This is a genomic window from Halocynthiibacter sp. C4, assembly GCF_028823805.1.
Classification (GTDB): Bacteria; Pseudomonadota; Alphaproteobacteria; order Rhodobacterales; family Rhodobacteraceae; genus Falsihalocynthiibacter; species Falsihalocynthiibacter halioticoli.
Genome location: NZ_JAPEIE010000001.1, coordinates 1,138,080 through 1,162,294, shown reverse-complemented (window position 1 = coordinate 1,162,294; position 24,215 = coordinate 1,138,080). Strand labels below are relative to the sequence as shown.

The following is a 24,215-nucleotide window of genomic DNA, read 5'->3' as shown; positions in this document are numbered from 1 at the left end:
CAAGCGAACAACTGGAAGCGGGCAATGTGATCTTGGTCAGCGAACTGACGATTTCACGCCATTGCCTGCCCTATCTTCGTTGTCGTTCGCGTAAGGAGAGAACTCTTAACTACCTATCCGCCGTGATTGCGTCTTCCAAGAGATTTATCGTGTTGAAGTTCCTGGAACACCGTGCCCCCATCTCGCGACGTTGAACAAAAGGTATCTTCGGCCTTATCAAGTACCAGCTATTCATTTCCTGAAACCGCGCCGCCTCCGACAAAACGATCGTAATTGGTGTAAACAAGGTTTATCTCGCCAATCACGATCATTTTCTGAAACAGATAAGCGTAAAGTCCTTACACCTTCGAAGTTGATTATACCCTTAGGCGGTTAGCCTGCCTTAGCAGACAGGCGTGAGAGCGCGGGAACAGGCGGGAAAAGTCCCGCTTGGATGGCGTGGTAAATATCTGGCTTCCCCAAGAATTGCTTTGAAACGGCTTGCCCGGCGTCGTCCAGCTCGGGGAACCAGCCGCCCTTCTCGTGGTCTATCAAGTAGCTGTCTGCAAATGCCCAAAGCGCTCGATAGCGCTCCTCATCCTTGTCTTGCGGATCGACCTTTTGAAGAGCAGCAAAAGCGCCGATTGCCTCTGTCACAGGCCACCAGTACCGATCAGGGACCGATACTTCGCCATCGCGCAAGGTATAGACCAACCCGCCGTCGGGCCGTGCCGCATCTGTATAGGCCGTTTCAATCACCCGCCGTGCCTTGGCGGGCAGGCTCTCATCGCTTCGACCTTTCAAATCCCAATACTGCAAGAGCATACGACCAAGCTCCATGCTGTGCCCAGGCGTGCTTCCCGCAGGGCGGAACATCGGGTCGCCTTCGTAATCGGCATCAACCTTCCAGTTCTCGTCAAAATGCTCCGGCAAACGCCAGTTATACGCAGGGGCCAGTTCATCAAAGAAGAACGAGAGAATTCGACCAGCGCGTTCGAGGTATGCAGTGTCATCTGTCGCTTCGTATGCAGCCAAATGCGCTTCGACAGCGTGCATATTGGCGTTTAACCCGCGATAGGCGGAGAATGGCGTCCAGTCTGCACGGAATTCATCCGCAAACCGGCCATGTGCCTCTTCCCAATAGCGTGTTTGCAAAACTTCGGTCACATCGGCAAGCAAACGATCCGCATCACCATGCCCTGCATCTTTTGCAGTCGAGGCCGCGAGCAATACAAAGACATGCCCATAAGCGAGCTTAACGTCACTTGCCGCCGTGCCATCGCGGTTTACTGATGAAAAGTATCCGCCATGAACCGAGTCCCGTTGCTGGTTCCACAGAAATGCCATCCCCGCATCAATAACGTCATCACACCCGCCAAATCCAAATTGTTTGGCAAGCGCGAAGGAATGCACCATGCGCGCTGTTGTGTGAATTTCTTGCGGCCCGTCAGGCAACGGTGCACCGTCAAAATCGGGCACGTCAAATCCACCATCGCTGCGCAGCATAGGTCGGAAAAAGTCGAGCTGCGCCTGAACGTCGCCCTTTAGAAACTTTTGGTGCATTGGGTCGTTGATCCAAAGACCGTCCCACTGTGGATCTCCGATTATCGCTTGAGTAGATTGTTTGTTCGCCATTTGGTACACGCCATTATTGATTTTCATTTCATTCAAACTTGCTGCGAACAGCAAATTCACCGCAGCGTTGACTTAAGCCAAGAGACTGCGTTGCAAACCTGATTGTTCGCGCTAACTATGCCCTCTACCGCATTTCACAAAGCAAGCGAACCAACTTTCTCCGATTTTTCTCTTTGGCGAGTTGCTGTGGCACATCAACTTTGGGTTTCAAAAGAGACACGTTTGCTGCAGGCTCATGTAAACGCGATTTCCGCAGGCAACAGTCTTGCGGACAAGGGCTTTGATATCGCCGTCAATGGCCGAAGCGAGTCTGACGCGATGAGTCAAACTATAGATGACTTACAAGCAAAAGGGATCAAGGCCGTTCCCGTTGCAGCGGATGTCACCGATCCCGAGCAACATCGGTCGCTTATCAATAGCGCCGAAGAACGACTTGGAGCAAAGCTCACAACGCTTGTTAACAACGCGGGTGTTGGCCCCTTGCGCAAAGCAGACATCCTTGAAGTCGAGGCCGATAGCTGGGACCATGTTATGGACAAAAACGCGAAGGCTGTATTCTTCTTAACGCAGACGTTTGCAAACCACCTACTAAGACGCGAACGGAGCCCTGAGGTTGCCTACTTCATCAGTATCGTATCTTCAGTCAGTGCTTTTGCTTCATCAATCGACAAGGCCGAATATTGCGTTTCCGAAGCCGCCGCCGGAATGGTTGCAAAAACATACGCTCAACGCTTGGCCCCAGAAGGAATTCAAGTATTTGATATCCAACCAGGTATAATTGAAACCGACCTGTCGCGTCCTGTCCTTGAGGCCTACAAGAAGCTTATCGACGAACGCGAGATTACACTTATGCCGAGGTTCGGTCAGCCAGAGGAAGTGGGCAAAATTGTTGCCGCCGCTTCAAACGGTGAGCTACCCTATTGCGTTGGGCAAACACTTCGCCCAGATGGTGGCCTTACGCTCCAACGGCTGTGAGAAAAAGTTTTCTCTAGGTCACTTCTAAGAAAGGCCAAAGTTCGTTGAGCTGGTGGAAACCTTACAAACAATTCGACCTCTGGCGTTTACCTAACAAGCGATAGCCCCCTCTTCCAACGACTCGCATTAGCAGCTCATACGGATCCGGCGACCTATCCGATGCTCGATAATCTGGCTGGACAAATACGAATATCATGCGGGGACTCACAGCAATAACATCGCAATCTTTTCCCAGAGCCTTGATTAGATTACCAACAGCCCGTTTGCGAGGATTTAGCCAGAGACGCATTTGCTCCGGACTTTAGAAGCTATTGTCATGCGCGGTGAGGCCCTGAACGTGATCCACCAAAGCGGAGAGCTTAAGAGACGGAGCCGTGGCTTGCCCAAGTGACTGGGTACAAGCTGTGCGTCCAGCGTCCTATCTGAGGTCGCCACTGCTTCAACGCGCTCAAGAATATCCTCCAGCGGTGCGGTTTGCAGTTCCGAGAGATGTTGAAACGTAAAGCCGTGCGCAGAAGCGATCTTCTGGGCGGCGCGATATTTTTCCACTTCGGAACCATCGCGTCCAAGCAGCTTTGCCTCCCACAGCGCAACCTGTTCGGCCCAAGTCGTGTTCGCTCTAATGCAGGCAAGGGATTGAGAAACTGTTTTGAGGCTAATCTAGTTAATCTTGCGTGGTTCAAGCTGGGCAAATTGAACAGGAACCCGTCGCTTCAAATACCATGTCGTTCCACGCCTAACCAGATTGTCCATATGCCACTCACCGTTGCCTCAATGCGGTGCTGCCTGGGTAGCAAATCAAGCCCATAGGGTAATAACGCCGATCGAATTCGGATATGGCTTTGGTTTTTTTAGATAAAAGGCATTGTGGAAGAAAGAAAGGTGGCGGACAGACAGGCCGCCATACCTTATTCCGGTAAGGTTCTGAGATTTCCCGTATAGTTTTAAAAATAAACAATAAATACCTTTGTTACGTTCTTTAAGGTCTTGCGAGTTCCAGCTGAATCCGCCAGTAAATGGGGGATAAAATGGTGGACAGTTTGCAGGGAGGCAATGAGCAGTATGACCACAGGAACACGCCTGACGACGGCGTTTGTGAAGAACATCAAGCAGCAGGGTAAGTATTTCGATGAAGGCCGCACAGGGCTATTTCTGCGGATCGACAAGAATATACGCAAATATTGGGTGCAGCGTCTGACAGTGAATGGCAAGCGGCGGGAGATTGGCTTGGGTGCTTACCCTCTCGTGACGTTAAAAATGGCGCGCGAGCAGGCTTTTGAAAACAAACGTACGGCAACGCTGGGTGGCGATCCATTGGCCGCAAAACGCAAAGCGCAGAGCGTGAGCAATTTTGAAGCGGTGATGGAGCAGTATCTGGAAGCCAAGCTGACGGAGTTCCGGAACGAGAAACACAAGAAGCAATGGCGCGCAACCTTGGATACTTATGCGGTTCCGGTTATTGGCTCGATGCCGGTGCGGGACATTCAAGTGACAGATGTTCTGCGGGTCTTAAAGCCGATCTGGGACACAAAAACCGAAACCGCTAGCCGGTTACGTGGACGCATTGAAAAGGTTCTGTCTTGGGCGACGGTGAATGAACTACGGGAAGGCGACAATCCGGCCCGTTGGCAAGGCAACCTTTCGGAAGTTTTGCCAAAGCCAAGCAAGGTCGCAACGGTACGACACCAACCCGCCTTAGCGCAGAAGGACACGGGGCGCTGGTGGGCCGATCTGTCCAATCGGAAAGGCACTTCGATTGCAGCGTTGCGATTTGCTGCGCTGACTGTCTCGCGCAGCGGTGAAGTGCGCGGTATGACATGGGATGAAGTTGACCTTGAAGCGCGTCACTGGACGATTCCCGCAGAGCGCATGAAGGCGCGGCGTCAACATCGGGTGCCTCTCACACCAACATTGATCGCCATGCTGGAAGACTTGCCCCGTATGGAGGGGTCACCCTATGTGTTCTTCGCGGCTCAGGGCGGGATGCTTTCTGACATGGCGCTGTCGTCTGTTATGCGCAAAATGCATAAAGCGGACCTTGCCAATGGAGGGCGCGGCTATATTGACGCCAAATCTGGCGCGCCTGCCGTACCGCACGGGCTGCGGTCAACCTTTCGCGATTGGGCGGCCGAGCAAGGGTATGATCATGTTTTGGCGGAACTGGCACTGGCCCATGATGTGGGATCAGAGGTACATCGGGCTTACCGCAGAACCGACGCCTTGGAGCGGCGGCGTAAAATGATGGTGGATTGGGAAAATTTCTTCAAAAAAGAATGATTTAAAATCAAAGACTTGGATTTTGCGTCCACTTTCACGCAGTTTTGGATGAACTGGCTACTTAGTCCGCCAAATATCACCATAAAATACTGAAAAGAAATAGTTTTGTCACCTCTTCTGGGTGCCATTGCGAGATGGATTCCGCTGTGCTTCTTCGTCCTCACGCGGTGCTTATCGGCAGTTGGTGCCGCGTGTCGGCTCCGGTGCGCTAACACCGGAACCGGCGGGACTTTCGGGAATTTGAGCAATCCCTGACGCCCTCGATACTGCTGAATGCAACATGCGTCAAAGGAATTGGCGTAAAAACTCGAGGAAGAAAATGAATAACGTGAAGAATATTATCTTCCGACGTCCTGACGTCGAAACTCTGGTCGGTCTGTCCCGATCTACGATCTATGCCATGATCGCGGAAGGCACCTTCCCGAAACCGGTCAAACTTGGCAAGCGCGCGGTGGGGTGGCGTCAGTCAGATGTCATGGCATGGCTTGAAAGCCGGACAAGTGAGGTGGTGTGATGCTGGATTGTACGATGCAAAGCACAACCGTTGCCCCGCAAACCGACTACCGTGAAACGGCGGAATATTATCAAGGGGAATTGTTCCGGCGCGGTGGCTATCGCGTAGCAGTATGTCGCGACGGGATTCAATGGTTGTTCCAGAAACGAAGGCGGCGATTTGCGGCTGGGGGAGCGGCTTGGGACACCTTGGGCTACTGCACCACCCGAAAAGCGCTCATGCGGCTCCACCAGCAAACTGGAGCTTCTCAGCATGAGAAACTCTACACGCTTCCCAGCAGGTTTAAACGGGGGGCGGTGTAATGATCGACGCGGAATATGTCACCCGTGCCTTGGGAGGTCGATGGTCCGCCCATTCAGGGAGCGCCTGTTGTCCGGCGCATGAGGATCGCACACCAAGCTTGAGCATTGCGAACGGGCACACAGGTCAGTTGTTGCTGACCTGTCACGCCGGATGCAGCTTTGAGGCGGTTTTAACAGCGCTGAAAGAGCGCGGTGTATATGCTGGTGAGTTTGCGCCGCATGTGGACACAAAGCGGCTTTGGCAACGATGCCAAGCCGCGCGTTTGCACAATCAGCGCCGGAGTGAGTTTGCGCGCTCAAGTTGGGACTATGCGATCCCTGTGCAAGGAACGCTTGCAGAGCGATATTTGCGCGCGCGCGGGATCACATGCGTCTTGCCGAAAAGCCTTCGCTATCTGGCAACCTGCTGGCATCCCAAGGCAAAGCGTGTTCCGGCGCTTATTGGCCAAGTCACCCATTCGCAGAGGTCACGGAATCGAGGTTTTGCCGTTCATCGGACCTACCTCGACATACAAGGACAGGGAAAAGCCGCGCTCACTCCGAGCAAGGCCATGCTTGGCGCAACCAAGGGCGGCGCTGTGCGGTTATCACTTCCGGCAAAGAGGCTTGTGGTAACTGAGGGCATTGAAACCGGCCTATCGCTTCTCTCTGGCTTGATTGATGGCCCAATTGAAGTTTGGGCCGCGTTGAGTGCGGGCGGTATGCAATCCTTAAACCTACCTAGGCAGCAGGGCGTGTTGCTCATCGCGCCAGATGGTGATGATGTCGGGCGCGCCGCAGCGGAGGCTTTGGCGACCCGTGCGCACGGTTTTGGATGGCAAGTTTCGATATTGGCGGCTCCACAGGGCTCTGATTGGAATGATGTTCTTTTGGGTAAGGCGCAAGTGGTATGACTATGTTTGCACGTGAAGAACGCATTGCGCCGGAGTGGCCGGAGCCTGCATCCCGCTATTTGCAGGATGAGCGGCTTCCGGCTCCCACTTTGCCGCTTGATGAAGTATTTGGTCCTGAATGGGCGCGCTGGATTAGAATAGCGGCTGAGGCCAAATCTGCATCACCTGATTATGTCGTCGCAGCCCTGTTGGCGGTGGCAGGATCACTCATCGGGAATACCCGATGGGTCTCCCCGTGGGCCGGTTGGGCGGAGCCGCCAATCCTCTGGCTTATGGCGATTGGCTTGCCCTCAAGTGGGAAATCTCCGGGCCTTGATGCAGTGCTATCCCCGTTACGTAAGGCAGAGCGTACCTTACGTAAGAGCGCGGAGGCAGAGGTCGGTGAATGGCGCGAGGCAGCAGAGATTGCCAGAAATTGCTGAAAGCACGTGGAAGGAAGCGACGAAGGCCGCAATCAAGGAAGGGACGGAAGCACCTGATCGGCCTGACATGGCCAATCCGGGACCGGAGCCATTCTTGCCGCGCCTTTGTGTGGCTGACGGCACGGTTGAGAGGCTGGCAGTTATACTGGACCGGCAAGCGCGCGGCACGCTTACGGCACGGGATGAATTGGCCGGATGGCTACAAGGTATGACGCGCTATTCCGGCGGCGGGACTGATCGCCCGTTTTGGCTCGAAGCCTATGGCGGGCGGGCCTACACCGTGGAGCGCATGGGGCGCGATCCGGTCTATATCGACCGGCTCTCCATTGGCGTGTTGGGAGGTATCCAACCGGACCGCCTGAACGCCTTGCTTATCAACACCGACGATGATGGTTTGCTTGCGCGCTTTATGCCGATTTAGCCTGATCCAGTTCCGATCAAGCGACCAGAGTTCACACCGGACGACGCGTTCATTGATCGCACGATCACGCGCCTGCTCTCGCTCAACATGGTGACAGATGAAAGCGACGTTATGTACCCTTATAAGGTTCCCTTCACAGAGAGTGCCTGCCCAAAGCTTGATAGGTTACGTAGCTACATAAGGGAGCGGGAAAGTCATGCCGATGGCCTAATGTTATCTTACATAGGAAAACTGCCCGGTATGACCATTCGCCTTGCGCTTGTGTTAGCTTACCTAAGGTGGGCCGCAGGCAAGGGCATGGAGCCGGAGGAAATCGAGACTGAGGATTTTGCCCGCGCAGAACTGTTTGTCACCTCTTATGCTTTGCCAATGGCAGAGCGGGCCTATGCCTGCGGCTCGCTTTCCAAAACGGAACGCGCTGCACGTCGTCTGGTGGCGCTCATTCGCGATCAGACGTGGGAACGGTTCACCTCGCGCGAGGTCTTGCGCCTCGATCGCGCGGGACTGGCAACCGCGAGTGAACTAAATCCCGCCCTCAAGGCATTGGAGGACGGCGATATTTTGCGATTGGTGGAACAACCCTCAAGTCCAAAAGGAGGGCGGCGCTCACGACTCTACATGATCAATCCGGCGGTGCATCAACCAAGCGCCTAAACAGCCTATGACACAACCGACAGAACTGACAGAACCGGCGGGTTCAAACGCAAACGGCGCGTTTTGTCGGTTCTGTCGGTTGTGTCAGGAGGGGTCGGAAGCATTTGGGCGGGAAGCGGCCTATCGTTGCACAGTGCATTAAAGTCTGCCACGCGGTGCAAAACAGGCGTCAAAAAGACAGGCAAACCGTTAGGCACGCCACCACGCCTTCTGCCCGGTCCTCGACCCCGAACTCATTCTAGTCTCGCAGGCTGGTATCGATGGGGTGAACAACGACCTTGCGCCATAGGCGACCTGCGGGCCGATGCCTTGTGTTTTCCGAACTAAAACCATCCAGGATCTCTGCATAGCCGTCGTAATCGGCCCAACGCCGCCGCCCAGCCACTTTGCAGCAAACGGAAGCTTCGAGCCAAAAACCTTCAACAACTGCTTAGGTCTTAAACGGGATTTTTGGAACGTACCTGAAGGTCTCGGGTGCCAGATAATGCGGTTATTGGGCAGATCAGAGACTATTCGGAGCAGTAGAGATAAACCACTTCCACGCCGCAGAGGCCAATACTACACTGCGCAGCCAACTGAAACCCTGCTGGCCCCGACGCTTCCGGCGAATAAGCATTGACCATGCCAAGGCACAAAATATGGTTGGCATGAAAAACGGCCCTGATAACACGGTTGCCTCTGCCTAAGCGGCTAAATAGCGAGGATGTGACCCGACTTTAGGGTGCGGTCACTACAAAATAGTGACCTCTGCAATCAGGGTATTGTACTTCTCATTGGCGTTTTCTAAAAGTTTTTTAGTATCCGTCCAGTACTCGCGATCCTTCCCAATTCTTTGGTTCAAAGACAAGATTTCCAAATCTAGTTCAGTGAATTGAGTGAAGAAAGATTCCAGATCGTCATCTTTCATACCTCGGAATTTGTTAGCCACATTTAAACGATGTGAGATATGTTTGTTAAAATCGCGAAGATTGGCCAACGTCCAGACAAGTTTTTTGTTTTGATCTTGTATTACCTGCTTTTGCTGTTCAGGATTTAGCTCGCTCGCGAAACCCAATTCCAACTCATATTCGGAGATGGATCGGTAAATTTGAGGAAACTCGGCGTCGAAAAGTGCAAACAAATCTTTTCGGATGACTCCTAAATGGTTTTCAAGTGCGATTCTTTTTTGTTGCTCGAGTTCCCGCCTTTTTAGGTCCTGACTTTTGCTCCAAGCAAACCAAGCAGATATGATACTCGCGAGGAATACGATAATAATTGATAGGTCGAAACTGATCGCAGTTGTTTGCGCCGACGCAAACGTATTCAAGTAGTCTAACACTATGTTTTCCCTTATTAATATTTTGAAAAGTTTAAAGCTCTGTTGGAACTTATTTGTCAACAACATTCTAGGGATGCGAGAACTTTCAGGTTAATCCAGTTTATAGCTTTCCCTTCGCCTACCTGCCGACTTAACTGCTTTCACTGCCTCGTTAACCGGGTGGAAAAGCCCCGTCTGTAGATATGTACGGACTCTTGGGACACTTCCTGTAAATTACCCATTTTGGGGTGAAGGAAGTTTTCATGACAAACGAAGAACGAGACATCCAACGTAAACTAAGAGTGCTCCAACACGCCAAGAAGATCGGCAATGCTCGCAAGACCAGCCGGTAACCTACCCGCCTGACGGGCAAGCGCAGGGTGGGTGCGGCCGTTGATCCAAATCATGTGCGTATGGCTTGATCCTCATTAGATTGCCGTCTTAGAGTGTCGGTACTGTCATGACCTATATGGGGGATTGCGATCATGGATTTGCGATGGATCATATCCACAGGTATTTGCGGGATATTTTTCAACGCCGCGGCAACGGCCGAGATCGTCACGGATGGGCTTACGGATGTACTCGAGGCGCGCGAAGTGCGCGTCACCATAGACAATTTCGTACGCGCGGCGACCGATATCGAGTTGGCCAAATACGTGACGCTGGCCGGTGGAGTGAACCAGTTCTTTCATTTCCGCGCACCCAGCCCGATCGACAACCAGCCAACTATACGCATGAACCGTGATACGCTTTACAGCACGGTGGTGGCAGATATCAGCGCGGGTGCAACGCTGACCCTGCCAGATGTCGGCGACCGTTACATGACGGCGATGGTGGTGAACCAGGACCATTTTATCAACAAGGTCTTTTCCGGCAGTGGTACCTACACGCTCGACATGGAAGAATTCGATACCGAATTCGTTATCGTGTTTCTTCGGATTCTGGCGGATGCAACTGATCCCCGGGACGTGGCCGAAGTTAATGCGATTCAGGATGCGATAACGCTCGAGGCGGGATCTTCCCGACCCTTCCTGCCGCCCGCCTATGACGAGGATACATACGAGGCGTTGGTCGCCACAATCCTGGCGTTCGGCCCCTTCACGCCGGACAGTTCGCGGATGTTCGGCTCCAGGGACGAGGTCGACGGCGTGCGCCATCTCATCGGCACCGCCGGTGGTTGGGGCGGGCTGCCCGAAGCCGAGGCGTTCTACGTCAACGTGGACCCAGAATTACCAGTAGGGACATACCGCATCGACGTTCCTGCCGATGTTCCGGTGGACGCATTCTGATCGGTCAGCCACTACAACACTGCCGGCTTCTTCGAACAAAACGCGCTGGACGCTTACACCGTCAATTCGGTCACGGGCGACCGAAATGAGGATGGCAGCACGACGATACATCTGGGCGGTTGCGAAGACGAGCGGGTAAACTGCTTGCCGCTCACGCAAGGCTGGAACTATACCGTGCGGCTGTACCGGCCGGGGCCTGCGATCCTCGACGGAAGCTGGACCTTTCCGACGGCGCAACCCGCTGACTGACCATGTTGGAGATCATTATGAGAAAACTGCTCTTGGCCGTCGCGCTTGCGCTTCCCAGTTGGACCTGGGCCGCAGATGTCACTGTCGCCAACCTCGTGCGTGCGGAAACCGATCACATGATCCGTGAGAACATGCGCGTATATGGCACTGATTTCAGTCAGATGACGCATCTGCGTGAGCCCACGACCACGGACAACCAGCCTGTGATCCGGATGAACCAGGACACACTCTACAGCGGTACCCTTCTCGATTTGTCGGAACCGGTGCAGATCACCCTGCCTGAGATTGATGGGCGCTACATGTCGATGCTCGTCATCAGCCAGGACCATTACATGCTGTCCGAGGCAACCCCTGGAACCTATGAGTTGACCGAGGAAAATGTCGGCATGCGATTTGCCATTGTTGCCTTCCGAACCTTCGTAGATGTAACCGACCCCGAGGACATCGCGACCGCCCATGCGGCGCAGGATGCCATATCGGTCACCGGCGGCGGCACCGGACCCTTCGAGGCACCGGACTGGAATCTCGACCAACTGACATTGGCGCGAAAGGCGCTGAACGATTTGTCCACGCTCGGCTTCGACGCGACGCGTGCCTACGGCACCAAAGACGAGGTCGATCCCGTAGACTACCTTATCGGTGCGATTGCAGCATGGGGTTGCCGGCCCGCGCGGCGGTGTATCTTATCGATGCCGTCCCGGAAAACGACGGTAAAACACCGCATGCCGTGACACTACGCGATGTCCCCGTCCGCGCGTTCTGGTCGATCACGGTCTACAACGCCGAAGGCTATCTCGAAGCCAACGATCTGGGCGTGAACAGTTACAACGATGTTACCGCACAGCCGGACGCGGACGGGGCGATCACGATAAACTTCGGCGGTTGCGAGGATGGCCGGATCAACTGCATTCCCATTTCCCCGGGCTGGAATTACGCGGTGCGCCTCTACGAGCCCGGACCTGAGATCCTCGACAGCAGTTGGCACTTCCCAGAGGTTGAGGTCTTGGCACAATAGGCACCTGTGGCCGTGCCAGAAGTCTCTGAACTCGCGCCTGTGAACCGAGGCATGCATCTGAAGCGAATGACGGCCAAGTCGGCATTCGAATCGTTCGTGCCTGCAAAATGGGGCTCAAAGCCGACATTCGAGTCAAAGAGTACGAAGGTCCGCCCTGGGCCGAAAGAGATGATTTGTGTTCAATCAGCAAACTAACTCGCACTGACAAGTTGGTGCCGTTTGCGATTCAAATATCGTTTCCGCCTAATGATCAATAAACAATTTGGTAAGGGGTATGAATTGGGGGACGATGAGGAGAAAAAGTGTATTTTTCACTAAAAAACAACAACTTATAAGAATTAGTGGCGGACAGACAGGGATTCGAACCCTGGAGACGGTCTCCCGCCTACACACTTTCCAGGCGTGCGCCTTCGACCACTCGGCCACCTGTCCGTAGCGCGGGTTTTAGTGCGGGAGCTTCAGGGTTGCAAGGGAAAATCTTGGGGATTCACAAGGAAAATTGGCCCGCGCTGTTCTGACCTTGTTAGAACAGGAAAACGAGCACAATTTCGGGCCTTTAGGCTTCCAGTAGAAGATTTACGCGACGATTGGTTTTACCCTTTTTCTCGACTTTGCCGAAGTGAACGCGCCCGATTTCACTGGTGCGGGCAACATGGGTTCCGCCGCAAGGTTGCAAATCGATCATGTCCTTGCCTTCCCCGATTGCCACAAGGCGAATGCGACCCGATCCGCGCGGCGGCTGCACGCGGAGTGTTTTGACGAGGCCGGGGCTGGCATCAAGTTCTTCGTCGGTAATCCACGTTTCGCGAATGGGAAGGTCGCGGTCAATCAGCCCGTTTATCCCCTCTTCCAACGCCTCTCGGTTCTCTAAAGGTTCGGGCATGTTGAAATCCAACCGACCCTTTTCAGCGCCAACTGCCCCGCCCGTTACGGGCAATGGAATAACCACCGAAAGCAAATGCAGCGCCGTATGTATGCGCATGTGGCGGTATCGACGCTCCCAGTCGAGCTTTTGTTCCAAATGGGTGCCGATTGGTGGCATAGGGTTTGGCGCAGCGGGAACCAAAACAATCTGATCCCCCTCGCCTTTGATCGTCGTTGCGATCTCTAGCGACTGCCCGTTATTCCATGTCAGCACACCGGAATCCCCGGGCTGCCCGCCACCTGTGGGGTAAAACACGGTTTGATCCAAAATGATGCCGCCCTCGTCCGTGTGGCCGAGCACCTTGCCCTTGGCTTCACGCTGATACGGGTCGGAACGAAATAGCATCTCCGTCATGCAGAATCCTCTGATGGAGTTTTTGGCGATGGTTGTGCAGTTGACTCTAAAGTCGGGCGTAGCGCCTCTGGGTTGCGCAGCCATATGTCACGCTGTGCGAATGGAATTTCGATGCCCTCAGCAGCAAAACGCTTGAGAATTTCATGGTTCAACTCCGAGGCAACCGAGAGCTTCCAGTTCACATCACGTAGGATTGCGCGAATTTCGAAATCTATGCTGTCTGCGCCAAACCGTACAAGGAGCGCGGATGGCTCTGGTGCCGCAAGAACCATGGGATGCCCCTTGGCCACTTCGAGCAGGATTTCTTGCACGCGCTCCGCATCAGACCCATAAGCCGCTCCGACAGGAAGGACCAGCCGACCAACAGAGTTACCACGGGTCCAGTTTGTGACGACGCCAGACACAAGATCGCCATTTGGGATAATCACATCGGTGCGGTCAAAGGTTTCAATGCGAGTGGAGCGCACGGAAATGTCGCGCACATACCCCATTTGCCCACCGACATCGATCCAGTCCCCTTCTGAGATTGGTCGTTCCACCAAAAGAATAATGCCTGATACAAAGTTTGAGACGATGTTTTGCAGGCCAAAGCCAATGCCAAGCGAGAGCGCACCCGCTACAAATGCGAGCGACGTCAGATCAATTCCCGCAGACATAACAGCAACGAGGCCAGCAAGGAAAATCCCGACATATCCAACACCCGCGACCAGAGCGTTCTGTCCGCCGATATCGAGGCGTGTTTTCGGCAAGATTGTGGTGCGCAACGCTCCTTGCACCAGCCGCGTGATCATAAAGCCGATCGCAAAAATCAGCGCGAAATAGAAAAATATCTCTGGCGAGATTTGCAGCCCGCCAATGGTTACGCCCTCGCGGATTGTTGTCCAAAGCTCAGAGAGCTGCGCAGCCCGCACGCCCCAGATCAAAGCAAAGATAGGCAAGGAAGCGAGACAAACCAGAAAGGCGAACATCACCGGCAACAGCGCGTCGTTATGAGCGCCTGATTGCTTCGACACAGCGTCATAAACTTCGTTAACCACGCGGAAAAGCAAAGTCAGAACAGCGATCAAACCAATCGACGGGATCATCGGGAACACCAGCGCAACCGATGCGGTATAGTATCCAGCGGCGGCCAGAACCGGACCGACAATAGAAATCGCCATAACGATACGGCAGATAAACTTCAGGATCTTGTCGCGAAATGCGGTTTGCTGCTCTTGGTCTTCAAGTCGATTTAGCGAGATTGCCTTAACCACGACATGCGCGAAACGATACGCCAACAAGCCAGTTGCCACGATCAGCGGGAACAGAATGACAGCGCGTGTGCCGATCTCCGGAATCTCAAATCGGAAAATCACGCGCGCAAATAGAAACAAACCATAGATCAAGCCAAGAAGTTCGAAATACAGCCGTGCCTCAAAGCGCCTGTCGCTAACAAGATCCGCAACGCCGATGCGATCATCCGCGCTTGGAAACAGCATATGCGCCAGCCAATGCGCCACATAGAAAGAGATCGCAAGATACTGCAGCCCCTCGACCAATGCGGCAGCCCGTAATCGCACATATCCAGTTTCCGATATGGCCTCGAACACCAGCAGAAGCCCCGCGAGCGGCGCCATCGACGCAAGGAAGCTTAGAACAAATACGATAAGCCAGTGGCGCGACGATGCGACATCGGCATCGGATTTCGGCATGTAGGATCGCACGAGCTTTGAACCACGGAACAATAGCGCAAGCCCAAGAACCCCATACAAAATAATAAGATGAAAGTTCTCTTTGAAGTGATCATAACGTCGACGTTCGACCAAATCGCTTGAGACGACATCCTCGCGCTCAAAAGCAAAATTATAGAGTAATTCAAGCGCGCTGCCCCAATATGTCGGCAGCAGTGGCGACGGAGCAATCTCAGACAGCGCATCAACTTGCCGCTCGCGCATCAAGGCATCAATCTCGCGAATAAGCCCCGTGGCCTGTGCTAATGCCTCGTCGACGGCTTGATGTGGCAATCGTACACGGGCGATCTCTTCTTCGAGCGCTTTGCGTTTTTCGGTAACAACATCGACTTCAGGAGTTTCCGGCGTGGGCTTTGCGATGGCGGCGAGTTGCGCCTCAAGTGTTCTCAACCGCTCTTCGTTGCCAGGGCGCCCAGTGAGAAACACCTCGCGCCACTGAGCAACCTCGCTCCGGAGTTCCTCAATCTCTTGATCAGTAGACTCAGGGTTGCCTATGGTTTCCTCGGCTTGCCGCGCTGTTATCTGCCAATCTCTGTAAACACCGGTGCCGACGATATCTTCTGCGTCGAGCAAATCCAGATCAGCCATCGCAAGCAGGCTTCGAACCTGCTTGGCCTCGCCCTCAAGAGGGATGCTTTTGCTTTCTCCAGATGCTTCGCTCGCGGCCTCGGCTTCATTTCCTTCGGCTGGCGCTTCTGCATCCTGCGCAAAACCGGCACCAGCCCAGAGCAAAATGAACGCAGCACACAAGAGCGCTGCGCCCCAACGAAGCCAGTTAAGAGATTGGATGTGACGCTCCGAACCGGCTCGCTGCATGTCTTAATCCTCGAATACTCCGGGGATCGAGCGCGGAGCTTGATCAAGCCAGTTTGGAACAGGAAGCCCCTTATCTTTCAGGAACGCCGGATTGAACAGCTTACTCTGATAACGCGTGCCGTAGTCGCACAGGATCGTCACGATCGTATGGCCCGGCCCAAGTTCCTTTGCCAGACGCACTGCACCAGCGACGTTGATACCAGAAGATCCACCAAGGCAAATTCCTTCTTCTTCCAGAAGGTCAAATACATAAGGCAGAGCTTCGGAATCAGGGATTTGGTAAGCGTGATCAACGGAAAGCCCCTCAAGGTTCGCTGTGATACGCCCCTGCCCGATACCTTCCGTGATCGACGTTCCCTCGGACTTCAACTCGCCGTTCTTATAGAAGTTATAGAGCGCCGCACCTTCCGGATCAGCGATCCCGATTTTCACGTCCGCTTTTTTCTCACGCAGCCCCATAGCCACGCCCGCAAGTGTTCCGCCTGATCCGACCGCACAGATAAATCCGTCGACATTGCCCTTCGTCTGTTCCCAGATTTCAGGCGCAGTTGTCTCGTAGTGGGATTGACGGTTTGCGACATTATCAAATTGGTTTGCCCAGATCGCACCGTTGGGCTCGCTTTTGGCCAATTCCTCGGCCAAACGCTGGCTGTAACGCACGTAGTTGTTCGGGTTTTTATAAGGCGCAGCAGGCACTTGCACGAGTTCGGCCCCTGCGAGGCGGATCATGTCTTTCTTTTCCTGACTTTGCGTTTCAGGAATGACAATCACGGTTTTGAACCCCATCGACGCGCCCACAAGCGCAAGGCCAATACCGGTATTGCCCGCAGTCCCCTCGACGATCGTACCGCCCGGTTTTAGCGCACCGGATTCAATCGCCGCACGAATGATATAAAGCGCAGCGCGATCCTTGACCGACTGGCCCGGATTCATGAATTCGGCCTTACCCAAAATCTCGCAACCAGTGGCGTCGGAGACAGAGTTCAGGCGCACCATCGGGGTGTTGCCGATCAATTCCGGCAGGTCTTTACAAACGCGCATTTCAAGCCCTTTTTCTAAGATGTTGGCACTGTTTAGGATGCAGCGCAACGGAACTCAAGCGCCAGCGTTGGCCAGCATACGAAGTCGTGAGCGGTTTTGAGCCAGCCACAACGCCGAAAGTACCAGCGGCCCATTGGCATTCCGCCCACCAGAAACCAGTGACATGAGCGCCTCAAACGAGAGAACATGGCTTTTGATGTCTTCCCCCTCCTCGGCAACACCGGAGATTCCAGCGATACTATCAGGCAGGTCGGCGATCCCCACATAGCTGGTCAGATACTCGCTCGTCCCGCCCGGAGACGGGTAGTAGCGACTGATGAACTCCAACCGCGCAAACGAGACGCCAGCTTCTTCCTGTGCTTCACGGTGAGCGGTGTCTTCTGGTGTTTCGCCTGGATCCATGCGTCCGGCAATTGGCTCCAGACTTAGGGAATACCGGTCTCCTCGTGCAAATATCCCCGCGCGGAATTGCTCGATCAGCAACACTTTATCCCGCTGCGGATCATACGGCAGGACCGTAACAGCGTCCGCCATCAGAAATACGGCGCGCTCTACTTCCAGTTCGCGCTGCCCGTCAAAGCTGGTGTGAGACAGCACAAGATCATCAACTGCGAAGAACCGATCATATCCGCGTGACTGCTTCTTCACAGCCGCGACCGGACGTGCTGCGCCTGCCCCTTCTCGCTCCACTTCAGCCATGGCGCGCAATTTCGAGGCAGCGCGAATGCGGATCGGCCCGAACCGTGTGCCAACCTCTTCTGGCGCTTCCTTGCCAAATCGCGACATGACCTCACTGGCGGCCTCAAGGGCAATGTCCCCCCACCGCGTGGACCAAGCCTCAAGGTCCCAAACCGCATAACTTTTTGGCTCTTTGAGCGGACGAAACACGTCTGCGATTTCGCCATTCGCGAGTGTCACCGTCTCGAGCACGTAGCCAAAACAAGCTTCGTAGAAGGCCAATCGATCACGTACGCCCGTGTCTGCGCTCCGCAAGCAAAGGCCCTCAGCGCGCTCGCCCTTGGCATGGACCAAACAGGGATAATCTGCTCCGGCAACGGTATTGATTGCATGATCTTCTAGGGCCGCCGCACCAAGGCTTGTTGTTAGATCACGCCCCGCAACAAGGTTGAGCAATGGCAGGTAACGCAATGTACCAAAAAGAAAAATCGTATCAGACATAAACAAAACGGCCTTATTACTCCGGCCGTTTTCAGCATGAAAACCGCTGGCTTAGTTCCAGCGGCGGCTTGCCCATTCGACCATATAGCCAGCGGCACAACCGCCAACCAGAAGCGTAATAAACACCGCAGGCGTAGCAAGGTAAAGCGCCATTTCACCGTAGATTTTTGCCATCTCGACAAGCGCATCCATCGGGCCATCATATCGGCCACGCATAGAGGTCATGATCATCTCGTATCCGGATTGAAAGAAGAGGCAGGTAAGAACCGCCGCCACCATGGCCGTGAACCCGTTTCCGAGCGCAGCAGAGTAGCCGATCCGTTGCCGAACGCCAGCCACGCGCCATGCAACGATACCTGCAAGAATCGCGTTCACCTCTGATAGTTTGCCTGCGTTCATTCCTTCCGGCAGTTCAAATTTCACCAATTCAGACGCAAACCACGCAACTGCTGCAAACGTCACAAAGGCCATAACTCGAGACATCGAGAGCATGAAACACCCCTTTTTTGTCATGGGTACGGGGGTTTACTCCGTGGAGCAACGGATTTCACGCCTACATGCGGTTTTCCCTACGCAGGGTTGCACGCGCACAACGTTCGGGTGAAGCGCAAGCGCTCAAATCACGCACGCACATCCACAACAACGCGTCCTTTGACCTGCCCCTTTAGGATATCTCGGCCAAGTTGAGGAAGGTCTTCGAGCGTCGCGGGAACGATCATGTCGTCAAGCTTGTCTTTTGGCAGAAACTCCGCAAGCGCTTTCCATGCTTTCACCCTATTTTCAAAGGGTTGCATGACACTATCAATCCCAAGCAAGTTCACCCCACGCAGGATAAACGGCAATACAGTCGTCGGCAATTGCGGTCCTCCGGCAAGCCCAACTGCCGCGACCGAAGCGCCGTATTGCATTTGGCCAAACACCCGCGCCAGCATATCGCCGCCAACGGCATCAACGCACCCCGCCCATGTCTCTGACTCCAATGGCCGCTTAACAGTTTCGGCAATCGCTTCACGCGGGACAATTTCTGTGGCGCCAAGCCCTCGCAGGTATGGCTCGGTTTCTGGACGGCCAGTCACTGCAGCGACTTCATATCCTTTATTTGCCAAGATTGCTGTTGCAACGGAGCCAACACCGCCAGCCGCGCCAGTAACAAGAACCTTGCCCTTGTTTGGCGTAAGCCCATGTTCTTCGAGCGCGACAGTCGCGAGCATTGCGGTCAATCCCGCAGTTCCGATCGCCATGGCTTGCCGCGTTGTGAGCCCGTCCGGCAATGGAACCAACCAATCCGCCTTCACACGAGCCTTTTCTGCATAACCGCCCCAGTGAACCTCGCCTACACGCCATCCGGTTAGAACAACCTTGTCGCCAACCGAATACCGCTCATCACCGCTTTCCGCGACGGTTCCTGCAAAATCAATGCCCGGAACATGCGGATAATTTCGGACCAGCCCGCCTCCGCTCCCAAGACATAGCCCGTCTTTATAATTCACAGTGGAATAGTCCACATCAACGAGGACATCACCGTCAGGAAGATCATCGACAGAGATATTCTTTACACCTGCTTGTGTTTTTCCCTCATCGTCTTTCTCGACAACCAGCGCTCTAAACATATGAAAATACTCCCTGATTTCGGCAAATCACAGACAATCTCCCGTTTGCCACTCCACCCTTTAAATCAACAAGACACCACGTTGGCTCCGATTGCAAGAACAGCCAAACCAATGCGGGCAAGACCGGAAAATTGCGGCGATGATCCCTTGTAAGTTCCGCGCGCCACGCCTAAATTGAGACTGTCCTTCGGGACTATGAACATAAACGCGCTCGTAATAAGCGGATCGGACCCGGGGGCGGTACCCGGCGACTCCACCAAATACCTTCATTTGAGGTCCATGGGGTCGAAATAGGATCGACGAACGTCTAAAGGGGTTTGCTTTGTTTCGGTGAGTTACCACCGTTATCGGTACATTTAAGCTAGTTGCAAATGACAACGACGCTCCGATGGCTCTGGCTGCTTAAGCAGTCCGAAAAGTCGAAACTTTAAGCCCTAGCGCATTGCTGCCCTAGGCGGGGTTCGCAGGTACCTGGCAACAGAAACCTGCACTTACCTTCCCCAGTATTTCGGCATAAGTATGAAGCTCCATGTTTTAGGGTTTCCTTATGCGCGCTTCTCTCCGCCAACACATCCTTCGCGTCTGCGACGAAAAGATCGCCCGTAAAGGCGATGATGTTGGCGTATCGTTTTATGCCTTCTTCAAGAACAAAAATGACAACCCCGCCCTTCTTATGGAAGCGGCGACATGGTGGATTGAGACCCATAAGCTTGATCACTTTGTCAAAGCGGCAAAGATCAAGGAAATGGTCATGCGCGGCGATTGAACTTTGTCAGTTCAAAAGAATTGACCCAATATCGATAACCGCCTAACTCTCGACGCAACTAACGCGCTGAAATCAAGCCTGAAAGTATGTCGTGAATAACCCCACTCTCTCTGAGGCAACTCGCATCTTTGCCCGTATTGGCTTGCTGTCGTTTGGCGGGCCGGCAGCGCAAATTGCGCTCATGCACAAGGAGTTGGTTGAGGAGCGCCCGTGGCTTAGCGAGTCTCAATTCCTGTCAGCGCTGTCGTTCTGTATGTTACTTCCCGGACCAGAAGCGATGCAGCTTGCGACCTATGCTGGCTGGCGGCTTCATGGCGTGAGGGGCGGTCTGATTGCTGGCGCTTTGTTTGTCATTCCCGGGGCTTTTGTGGTGCTGGCGTTGGCGATGGCCTACGCGCTCTTTGGCGAGGTGCCTTTGGTCGAGGCTCTTTTCCTAGGTGTAAAAGCCGCGGTGGTCGTGATCGTCATCGACGCATTGCTCAAGGTCTCGCGCCGCGCACTGAAATCACCACTCGCATGGGGAATTGCGGTCTCAAGCTTCATCGCAATCTATGTGTTTGCGTTACCCTACCCGCTCATTGTTGCACTTGCCGCTCTGATCGGTGCAATCGGGCTTCGTGGTTCACTTCCTGAAATGACCGTCGAAAATGGGCCTGCAACGCGCCCGCAAACGTTAAAAACCGTTTTGATATGGGGAAACCTATGGGCCGCACCTCTCGCGCTTTTGTACCTCTCCGGCGCTCAGCTCCTAACTGCAATCGGTTTGTTCTTTTCAAAACTTGCGATCGTCACCTTTGGCGGTGCCTACGCCGTGCTCGCCTATATGACGCAAACCGTGGTGGCCGAGCATGGATGGATCAGTACTGCAACGATGATGGACGGGCTCGGACTGGCCGAAACAACCCCCGGCCCGCTTATACTGGTTACGGAGTTCGTTGGATTTCAGGCTGCCTATAACGCCGGAGGCATGGCGCTCGGGATCGCCGGGGCATTCGTCGCGCTCTGGATGACATTTGTGCCCTGTTTCCTTTGGATTTTTACCTTCGCACCTTACCTTTCAACTCTAAGCACCCGACCAAAACTTTCCGCCGCGCTCGCGGGGATTACTGCCGCTGTGGTCGGTGTTATTCTGAACCTCTCGATCTGGTTCGCGGCCCATGTGCTATTCAAAGAAACGACCCAGTACAAACACGGTTGGTTTGATGTGCTCCTGCCGAGTCCGGCAAGCCTTGATCTTGCCGCTGCTGGCCTTGCTGTACTTGCAGGAATACTCATGTTTGCAGCCAATCTCGGCATGGGGCGTACTTTGCTTATCATGGCGCTTGCGGGCCTTGGCCTTCATACCATTGGACTCTAAAGCACCGGGCGAAATATCCGGATAAATTACCCGCTGCCTCTCGTAATCAGCGACCTCAAAAATTGAAACGTTGTTGTCATGAGCCTGTGGCCGCGCGCTTTGGGCAAAGTGCATATAACCGCACAAATTTCATTGCGCCGTTTCGGGAAAAACGCTCGCGCCCCCTTTCCTTCCCGAAACCGCAGGCTTATGCTTTTTAAAGACGCGACTATCCAAAGGCCAAAAAATGTCTGACTTCATCGACTATGGAAACCTGATGCACAGCGCCATGCGGAGCCTTATCCAAAAGGTGCTTCAAGGCGTTCAGGAGAATGGCCTTCCAGGCGCGCACCACTTTTTCATTACCTTTGACACCCTGCATCCCGACGTCGAGATGGCAGACTGGCTATCGGATCGCTATCCGGGTGAAATGACGGTGGTAATGCAGAACTGGTTTGAAAATCTTGAAGTTTCGGATGACGGTTTCAAGGTTACGATGAAATTCGGCGGAACTCCGGAAAACCTATATATTCCATATGATTCCATCGTAACATTTGTGGATCCTTCGGTTGAGTTTGGCCTTCGGTTTGAAACCCAAGAAGACCGCGAAGAAGAGGCCGACGCCCCCGTTGAAGAAGCCCCAATGGCCGAAGACGTGGAAGAAGAGGCAAAGGACGCCGAAGTTGTCAGCCTCGACAGCTTCCGTAAATAGCCACCGCGCCTAATATTCGGGCAATTTACCGCGCCCCTTCCCCCTCCTGAGAGATTGTCAAAACCGCGCCTGCGCTCTATAGCTTACGGCGAATTTTGCCTTGAGTTCTCAGGAGAGATAAATGACCGCAACTCGTACCGAAACCGACAGCTTTGGCCCTCTTGAGGTCCCTTCCGACAAATACTGGGGCGCGCAAACGCAACGGTCGCTTATCAATTTTCCGATCGGCTGGGAGAAGCAGCCCGTTGCTATCGTTCGGGCACTTGGCGTCATCAAGAAAGCCTGTGCGCAAGCCAACGTAGAAAGCGGCGCACTGGATGCGAAAATCGGCGGTGCGATTGTTGAGGCCGCTGGAGAAGTCATCGACGGTAAATTCGATGACAACTTCCCGCTCGTCGTCTGGCAAACAGGCTCCGGCACGCAATCCAACATGAACTCCAACGAGGTGATCGCCAACCGTGCGATTGAAATTCTCGGTGGTGTGATCGGCTCCAAAGATCCTGTGCATCCCAACGATCACTGCAATATGGGCCAGTCCTCGAACGACACCTTCCCAACTGCCATGCATATCGCGACCGCAATGACCGCGCGTGATGTCTTGATCCCCGGCCTTGAGAAGCTCCACGCTGCGCTCGAAGCCAAGGTTGCAGAGTTTGAGGGCATCATCAAAATCGGCCGCACCCACACAATGGACGCTACACCGCTCACTCTCGCGCAGGAATTCTCCGGCTATGCCCACCAGCTTGCCAAGGGGATCGAGCGCGTAAAAGCATCCCTGAACGATGTTTACGAGCTTGCACAGGGCGGTACTGCCGTTGGAACCGGCCTGAATACACGCGTCGGCTGGGGCGAGAAGGTTGCGGCAAATATGGCCGAAATCACTGGTCTGCCCTTCGTAACAGCACCAAACAAATTCGAAGCGCTTGCCGCCCATGACGCGCTTGTCATGTTCTCCGGCGCGTTGAAGACCGTCGCGGCGAGCCTGTTCAAAATTGCGAACGATATCCGCCTTCTCGGTTCCGGCCCACGCTGCGGCCTTGGCGAGCTGTTGTTGCCTGAGAACGAACCCGGCTCCTCGATCATGCCAGGCAAAGTAAACCCGACACAGTGTGAATCCATGACGCAGGTTTGCGCCCATGTCATCGGCAATGACGCCGCGGTTGGTTTTGCGGGAAGCCAAGGGCATTTCGAATTGAACGTTTATAATCCAATGATGGCTTATAACGTCCTGCAATCCATGCAGCTTCTGGGCGACGCGGCCTCTGCGTTTACTGATAACTGTGTGGTCGGCATCAAAGCCAACAAAGACCGCATCGAGAAGATCATGAATGAATCGCTCATGCTCGTAACAGCCCTCGCACCGACCATTGGTTATGACAACGCAACAACCGTTGCCAAGACCGCGCACAAAAACGGCACAACCCTCAAAGAAGAGGCGATTGCGCTTGGCTTTGTGGACGAGAAAACCTTTGACGAAGTCGTGCGGCCAGAAAACATGATCGGCCCCAAAGACGCATGACCAAAATCACCAATCTGAACCGTGCGCGGAAATCCCGCGCACGGGAAGAAAAACGCGCGCAGGCGGATCAAAACGCCGCGCAATTTGGCCGCTCCAAGGCTGAGCGCCTACTTGATGCATCTCGCAACGAAAAAGCACGCAAAATGCTCGACCAACACGAGTTGACAGAGCAAGAAGACGACGGCTTTGAAGCCGACTAGTACCGCCGGCCCGACACGCTCGGGCTGGCAATCCGGCGCCGCAGTAGCCATCCCTTGCGGCCCAACGTAGTTTGTTTCTGAGTAAATTAGAGAAAACACGCCCAA

General features: G+C 54.1%; 21 protein-coding genes, 1 tRNA gene, 1 other RNA gene and 2 pseudogenes. 16 read left to right on the top strand and 9 right to left on the bottom strand.

Annotated features, from left to right (window positions below):
• Positions 1 to 372: 372 nt before the first annotated feature.
• Positions 373 to 1,614, bottom strand: a complete 1,242-nt coding sequence (locus OU789_RS05705) for an AGE family epimerase/isomerase (protein WP_274654012.1) — start codon at positions 1,612 to 1,614, stop codon at positions 373 to 375.
• Between the two features lie 186 nt (positions 1,615 to 1,800).
• Here OU789_RS05705 and OU789_RS05700 point away from each other — a divergent pair, with 186 nt between their 5' ends.
• The 6 genes and pseudogenes from OU789_RS05700 to OU789_RS05675 all read left to right on the top strand — a co-directional run bounded on the left by OU789_RS05700 (position 1,801) and on the right by OU789_RS05675 (position 8,072).
• A complete protein-coding gene (locus OU789_RS05700; protein ID WP_274654010.1) occupies positions 1,801 to 2,589 on the top strand; it encodes a 3-ketoacyl-ACP reductase in 789 nt (262 codons plus the stop codon).
• 1,053 nt (positions 2,590 to 3,642) lie between these two features.
• Positions 3,643 to 4,866, top strand: a complete 1,224-nt coding sequence (locus OU789_RS05695; protein WP_274654008.1) for a tyrosine-type recombinase/integrase — start codon at positions 3,643 to 3,645, stop codon at positions 4,864 to 4,866.
• A gap of 319 nt (positions 4,867 to 5,185) precedes the next feature.
• The gene (locus tag OU789_RS05690) at positions 5,186 to 5,380 is read left to right on the top strand and encodes a helix-turn-helix transcriptional regulator (protein ID WP_274654006.1); all 195 of its coding nucleotides are present in this window, start codon (positions 5,186 to 5,188) and stop codon (positions 5,378 to 5,380) included.
• Positions 5,381 to 5,681: 301 nt separating this feature from the next.
• Entirely contained in the window at positions 5,682 to 6,575 is an 894-nt protein-coding gene (locus OU789_RS05685) for a DUF7146 domain-containing protein (protein WP_274654004.1), read from the top strand.
• Positions 6,572 to 6,997, top strand: coding sequence for a DUF3987 domain-containing protein (locus OU789_RS05680; protein ID WP_274654002.1), 426 nt, complete (start codon positions 6,572 to 6,574; stop codon positions 6,995 to 6,997). Before OU789_RS05685 ends, OU789_RS05680 begins: the two co-directional genes overlap by 4 nt.
• Positions 6,891 to 8,072: pseudogene (locus OU789_RS05675) on the top strand (DUF3987 domain-containing protein). The gene OU789_RS05680 and the pseudogene OU789_RS05675 overlap by 107 nt, the downstream one beginning before the upstream one ends.
• A gap of 730 nt (positions 8,073 to 8,802) precedes the next feature.
• On the opposite strand, the gene OU789_RS05670 reads toward OU789_RS05675, so the two are convergent.
• Positions 8,803 to 9,390: a hypothetical protein gene (locus OU789_RS05670; RefSeq protein ID WP_274654000.1), complete on the bottom strand. Its 588-nt coding sequence runs from the start codon at positions 9,388 to 9,390 to the stop codon at positions 8,803 to 8,805.
• Between the two features lie 464 nt (positions 9,391 to 9,854).
• Here OU789_RS05670 and OU789_RS05665 point away from each other — a divergent pair, with 464 nt between their 5' ends.
• The 4 genes and pseudogenes from OU789_RS05665 to OU789_RS05655 all read left to right on the top strand — a co-directional run bounded on the left by OU789_RS05665 (position 9,855) and on the right by OU789_RS05655 (position 11,922).
• Positions 9,855 to 10,658, top strand: coding sequence for a DUF1254 domain-containing protein (locus OU789_RS05665; protein ID WP_274653998.1), 804 nt, complete (start codon positions 9,855 to 9,857; stop codon positions 10,656 to 10,658).
• Between the two features lie 12 nt (positions 10,659 to 10,670).
• A pseudogene (locus tag OU789_RS16970) lies at positions 10,671 to 10,907 on the top strand (DUF1214 domain-containing protein); the annotation flags it as partial.
• A 17-nt stretch (positions 10,908 to 10,924) separates the two neighbouring features.
• Positions 10,925 to 11,638, top strand: coding sequence for a DUF1254 domain-containing protein (locus tag OU789_RS05660; protein ID WP_274653997.1), 714 nt, complete (start codon positions 10,925 to 10,927; stop codon positions 11,636 to 11,638).
• Positions 11,635 to 11,922 (top strand): DUF1214 domain-containing protein, encoded by a 288-nt coding sequence (locus OU789_RS05655; RefSeq protein WP_274653995.1) that lies wholly within the window; start codon positions 11,635 to 11,637, stop codon positions 11,920 to 11,922. The genes OU789_RS05660 and OU789_RS05655 overlap by 4 nt, the downstream gene beginning before the upstream one ends.
• Before the next feature lie 342 nt (positions 11,923 to 12,264).
• On the opposite strand, the gene OU789_RS05650 is transcribed toward OU789_RS05655, so the two are convergent.
• From OU789_RS05650 to OU789_RS05620, 7 genes are all read right to left on the bottom strand, one after another.
• Positions 12,265 to 12,354: transfer RNA gene (locus tag OU789_RS05650), tRNA-Ser, on the bottom strand.
• Positions 12,355 to 12,478: 124 nt separating this feature from the next.
• Complete coding sequence (locus tag OU789_RS05645; RefSeq protein WP_274653993.1) at positions 12,479 to 13,201, bottom strand: alanyl-tRNA editing protein; 723 nt, start codon at positions 13,199 to 13,201, stop codon at positions 12,479 to 12,481.
• Complete coding sequence (locus OU789_RS05640) at positions 13,198 to 15,747, bottom strand: DUF3772 domain-containing protein (protein ID WP_274653991.1); 2,550 nt, start codon at positions 15,745 to 15,747, stop codon at positions 13,198 to 13,200. The genes OU789_RS05645 and OU789_RS05640 overlap by 4 nt, the downstream gene beginning before the upstream one ends.
• A 3-nt stretch (positions 15,748 to 15,750) precedes the next feature.
• Positions 15,751 to 16,788: a cysteine synthase A gene (locus OU789_RS05635; protein ID WP_263953429.1), complete on the bottom strand. Its 1,038-nt coding sequence runs from the start codon at positions 16,786 to 16,788 to the stop codon at positions 15,751 to 15,753.
• Between the two features lie 54 nt (positions 16,789 to 16,842).
• Positions 16,843 to 17,967 carry an NUDIX domain-containing protein gene (locus OU789_RS05630; RefSeq protein ID WP_274653990.1) on the bottom strand — a complete coding sequence of 375 codons (1,125 nt, stop codon included), beginning with the start codon at positions 17,965 to 17,967 and terminating at the stop codon, positions 16,843 to 16,845.
• Between the two features lie 51 nt (positions 17,968 to 18,018).
• The gene (locus tag OU789_RS05625) at positions 18,019 to 18,459 is read right to left on the bottom strand and encodes a TrgA family protein (protein WP_263953431.1); all 441 of its coding nucleotides are present in this window, start codon (positions 18,457 to 18,459) and stop codon (positions 18,019 to 18,021) included.
• A 128-nt stretch (positions 18,460 to 18,587) separates the two neighbouring features.
• A complete protein-coding gene (locus OU789_RS05620; protein ID WP_274653988.1) occupies positions 18,588 to 19,577 on the bottom strand; it encodes an MDR family oxidoreductase in 990 nt (329 codons plus the stop codon).
• Positions 19,578 to 19,720: 143 nt separating this feature from the next.
• Between OU789_RS05620 and ssrA the strand changes: the two genes are divergently transcribed.
• The 6 genes from ssrA to OU789_RS05590 all read left to right on the top strand — a co-directional run bounded on the left by ssrA (position 19,721) and on the right by OU789_RS05590 (position 24,110).
• Positions 19,721 to 20,069, top strand: a transfer-messenger RNA (tmRNA) gene (gene ssrA / locus OU789_RS05615).
• A gap of 55 nt (positions 20,070 to 20,124) precedes the next feature.
• Positions 20,125 to 20,343 carry a DUF6500 family protein gene (locus OU789_RS05610; protein ID WP_274653986.1) on the top strand — a complete coding sequence of 73 codons (219 nt, stop codon included), beginning with the start codon at positions 20,125 to 20,127 and terminating at the stop codon, positions 20,341 to 20,343.
• A 91-nt stretch (positions 20,344 to 20,434) separates the two neighbouring features.
• Positions 20,435 to 21,700 (top strand): chromate efflux transporter, encoded by a 1,266-nt coding sequence (gene chrA, locus OU789_RS05605; RefSeq protein ID WP_274653984.1) that lies wholly within the window; start codon positions 20,435 to 20,437, stop codon positions 21,698 to 21,700.
• A gap of 226 nt (positions 21,701 to 21,926) precedes the next feature.
• Positions 21,927 to 22,391, top strand: a complete 465-nt coding sequence (locus OU789_RS05600; RefSeq protein ID WP_263953435.1) for an SspB family protein — start codon at positions 21,927 to 21,929, stop codon at positions 22,389 to 22,391.
• A gap of 121 nt (positions 22,392 to 22,512) precedes the next feature.
• A complete protein-coding gene (gene fumC / locus OU789_RS05595) occupies positions 22,513 to 23,910 on the top strand; it encodes a class II fumarate hydratase (RefSeq protein ID WP_263953436.1) in 1,398 nt (465 codons plus the stop codon).
• Positions 23,907 to 24,110, top strand: a complete 204-nt coding sequence (locus tag OU789_RS05590) for a DUF4169 family protein (RefSeq protein WP_263953437.1) — start codon at positions 23,907 to 23,909, stop codon at positions 24,108 to 24,110. The genes fumC and OU789_RS05590 overlap by 4 nt, the downstream gene beginning before the upstream one ends.
• Positions 24,111 to 24,215 lie beyond the last annotated feature (105 nt).

Excerpts from the sequence above, each read along its gene's own strand:
- OU789_RS05705 (WP_274654012.1), bottom strand. The coding sequence starts at position 1,614 with ATGGCGAACAAACAATCTACTCAAGCGATAATCGGAGATCCACAGTGG.
- OU789_RS05695 (WP_274654008.1), top strand. The coding sequence starts at position 3,643 with ATGAGCAGTATGACCACAGGAACACGCCTGACGACGGCGTTTGTGAAG.
- OU789_RS05690 (WP_274654006.1), top strand. The coding sequence starts at position 5,186 with ATGAATAACGTGAAGAATATTATCTTCCGACGTCCTGACGTCGAAACT.
- OU789_RS05685 (WP_274654004.1), top strand. The coding sequence starts at position 5,682 with ATGATCGACGCGGAATATGTCACCCGTGCCTTGGGAGGTCGATGGTCC.
- OU789_RS05680 (WP_274654002.1), top strand. The coding sequence starts at position 6,572 with ATGACTATGTTTGCACGTGAAGAACGCATTGCGCCGGAGTGGCCGGAG.
- OU789_RS05665 (WP_274653998.1), top strand. The coding sequence starts at position 9,855 with ATGGATTTGCGATGGATCATATCCACAGGTATTTGCGGGATATTTTTC.
- OU789_RS05660 (WP_274653997.1), top strand. The coding sequence starts at position 10,925 with ATGAGAAAACTGCTCTTGGCCGTCGCGCTTGCGCTTCCCAGTTGGACC.
- OU789_RS05645 (WP_274653993.1), bottom strand. The coding sequence starts at position 13,201 with ATGACGGAGATGCTATTTCGTTCCGACCCGTATCAGCGTGAAGCCAAG.
- OU789_RS05640 (WP_274653991.1), bottom strand. The coding sequence starts at position 15,747 with ATGCAGCGAGCCGGTTCGGAGCGTCACATCCAATCTCTTAACTGGCTT.
- OU789_RS05635 (WP_263953429.1), bottom strand. The coding sequence starts at position 16,788 with ATGCGCGTTTGTAAAGACCTGCCGGAATTGATCGGCAACACCCCGATG.
- OU789_RS05630 (WP_274653990.1), bottom strand. The coding sequence starts at position 17,967 with ATGTCTGATACGATTTTTCTTTTTGGTACATTGCGTTACCTGCCATTG.
- OU789_RS05625 (WP_263953431.1), bottom strand. The coding sequence starts at position 18,459 with ATGCTCTCGATGTCTCGAGTTATGGCCTTTGTGACGTTTGCAGCAGTT.
- OU789_RS05620 (WP_274653988.1), bottom strand. The coding sequence starts at position 19,577 with ATGTTTAGAGCGCTGGTTGTCGAGAAAGACGATGAGGGAAAAACACAA.
- OU789_RS05610 (WP_274653986.1), top strand. The coding sequence starts at position 20,125 with ATGCGCGCTTCTCTCCGCCAACACATCCTTCGCGTCTGCGACGAAAAG.
- OU789_RS05600 (WP_263953435.1), top strand. The coding sequence starts at position 21,927 with ATGTCTGACTTCATCGACTATGGAAACCTGATGCACAGCGCCATGCGG.
- fumC (WP_263953436.1), top strand. The coding sequence starts at position 22,513 with ATGACCGCAACTCGTACCGAAACCGACAGCTTTGGCCCTCTTGAGGTC.
- OU789_RS05590 (WP_263953437.1), top strand. The coding sequence starts at position 23,907 with ATGACCAAAATCACCAATCTGAACCGTGCGCGGAAATCCCGCGCACGG.